Origin of the sequence: Streptomyces sp. WELS2, from assembly GCF_013870595.1 — a bacterium.
Taxonomy (GTDB): Bacteria; Actinomycetota; Actinomycetes; order Streptomycetales; family Streptomycetaceae; genus Streptomyces.
Map to the genome: position 1 here is coordinate 1 of NZ_JACBWZ010000916.1, position 2297 is coordinate 2297.

At 73.7% G+C, this 2297-nt stretch carries 3 protein-coding genes; all 3 read right to left on the reverse strand.

Annotated elements, in window-relative coordinates; all coding sequences use genetic code 11:
* On the reverse strand, nt 1-1015 hold a 1015-nt coding region (locus H5J33_RS31700), incomplete at its 3' end, for a DUF4157 domain-containing protein (RefSeq protein ID WP_181798192.1).
* Nucleotides 1012-1296 carry a hypothetical protein gene (locus H5J33_RS31705; protein ID WP_181798193.1) on the reverse strand — a complete coding sequence of 95 codons (285 nt, stop codon included), beginning with the start codon at nt 1294-1296 and terminating at the stop codon, nt 1012-1014. The genes H5J33_RS31705 and H5J33_RS31700, both read right to left, overlap by 4 nt.
* The coding region (locus H5J33_RS31710) for an ATP-binding protein (protein ID WP_181798194.1) at nt 1287-2297 on the reverse strand (1011 nt) is incomplete at its 5' end. The genes H5J33_RS31710 and H5J33_RS31705, both read right to left, overlap by 10 nt.

Below are 2297 nucleotides of genomic sequence, written 5' to 3' on the forward strand. Positions count from 1 at the left end.
AGCTGGGTGACACGGTGGTGAGGTTCCGGATCAGGCCAGGGACGGAGGGCCGCACGGCCGCGCCCTGGTCGTCGGCCCGTTCCTTCTCCGGTCCCGGTGCGATGCCCGGCCGTTCCGCCCCGGCCCGCCGCTGTTCCCGTGACCGCAGCGCCTTCTCGCGCTCGGTGCGCACCTGCTCGGCGACGTCCGGCTCGATCCCGGGCGCGTCGTGCGCGTTGACTTCCAGGTCCTGGGCGTGGTCGTCGTACGCGCCGGCGTCCTCGACGAGGTCGAGCACCCGGTCGTGCTCCGGGGCCAGCAGCCGGTTCTCCAGACGGACCAGAACGCCGTCGAGCAACTCCTCGGGGAGGCGGGCGAGTTGCTTGCGGGTGCGCCGGGACAGGTCCTCCGGGTCACCCCGCAGGGACCGTACGACGGAGTTGGCGAGCCGGTCGAGCAGGGTCGCCGGGTCCATGGCCTCCGCCCGCCTGCGGTCGGCGTGCACGGTGGCGTAGCGCAGCCAGCCGGGCGTGGGCTGGTTCTCGGTGATCCGGGGCGTGGACGGCCCGGCCTGGGGGCGTACGAGGTCCTGGGCGGCGGACTCCGCCTCGCGTTCGATGGACTGCTGGGGCAGGCTGACGGCGCCCGGTTCGCGCCCTGCCCGCAAGGTGCCCAGACCGTGCGGGTTCTGGACGGAGTGCAGCAGTTCGTGGGCGAGCAGGCGGCGGCCGTCGCCGGTGCCGGGCCGGAAGGCGCCCGGGCGGAAGAGGATGTCCTGGCCGACGGCCACGGCGTCGGCGCCGAGCAGTTCGGTGAGGCGGCCGGCGTCACGGTCGGTGTGCAGGCGGACGCGGCTCAGGTCGTGGCCGAGCTGTTCCTCCAACTCCCGTCGCAGGCCGGGGTCGAGGGGCTGTCCGGCGCCGCTGACGATGTTCTTCGGGTCGGGCGTGCGGGACTTGGCGGCGCGTTCCCTGCGCTTGCGGCGGCGCTGCTCGGCCGTCTGCCGGTCGGCCGCGTCCTGGGCCCTGGCTGTCATGGGGTCACCTCCCCGTGGCCGCTGAGCCCTTGATGGACCGCGCGGGCCAGTTCCTGGCCGAGCCGGCGGGCCGACAGTCCGGCGGGCAGCGGGGGCAGCCCGGTGAGCGCCTCCACGGACACGGCGCCGTTCGCCGCCAAGGGCACGCCGTGCTGCCGTACGAGGCGGGTGAGTTCGCGTTCGAACGCGGCCGAGACGCGGGCCGGGTCGGCGTGGAAGCCGTCGAGGACCAGTTCGCCGATCTCCACGCGGATCGCCGAGGGCCGCCTGATCACACCCATCCGCGCACCTCCGCGGGGGTCAGCGAGCGGTCCAGTTTGAGGTATTCGGTGCGGGCGGCGGCGAGCATGTGCCGCATCTGCAACCGGTCGCCCTCCTCGGCGGCGAGGAACGCCCCGGACAGGGCGATGTTGCGGATGGAGCCGCCCGCGACGGTGAGCCGGGCCAGCAGGTCCGGGTCGATGTCCTTGAGCGGGGCCCGCGGCGGCAGCACCCGGCGCCAGATCTCGGCGCGTTCGTGCTCGGCCGGGAAGGGGAAGTCGACCACGAAGCGGATGCGGCGCAGGAAGGCCGTGTCGAGGGCCTGCTTCATATTGGTGGTGAGGATGGCGAGGCCCCGGTAGGCCTCCATCCGCATCAGCAGATAGCTGACCTCCAGGTTGGCGTACCGGTCGTGGCTGTCCTTGACCTCGCTGCGCTTGCCGAACAGGGCGTCGGCCTCGTCGAACAGCAGCAGGGCGCCGCCGCGTTCGGCGGCGTCGAAGACACGGCGCAGGTTCTTCTCGGTCTCGCCGATGTACTTGCTCACGACCTGGGAGAGGTCCACGACGAACAGATCCAGGCCGAGTTCGTTGGCGACGACCTCTGCGGCGAGTGTCTTGCCCGTGCCGGAGCCGCCCGCGAACAGCGCGGTGACGCCGAGACCCCGGCGCAGGGTGGCGGCGAATCCCCATTCCTGGAGGACGGTCGGCCGCTGCCGCACATGCGCGACGATCTCGCGGAGCACGGCGGTCTGGCGCTCGTGCAGCACGAGGTCGTGCCAGCCGGCCCGGGGCTCTGTCCGGCGGCCCAGCTCGTCCATGCCGACGCGGGCCTCCTCCAGTCCGGCCCGCCAGGCGAGTTCGGCGGCGTCCGCCCCGTCCTCGTGGGGCAGCCGGCGGCCCACGGCGGCCGCGGCGGAGCGGATCACGTGCGGCGGCAGCCGGAACTGTGCGACCAGGGAGCGCAGTTCGCCGTCGGCCAGCTCGGCCACCCCCGTGAACGCGTCGGCCCACAGGGCGAG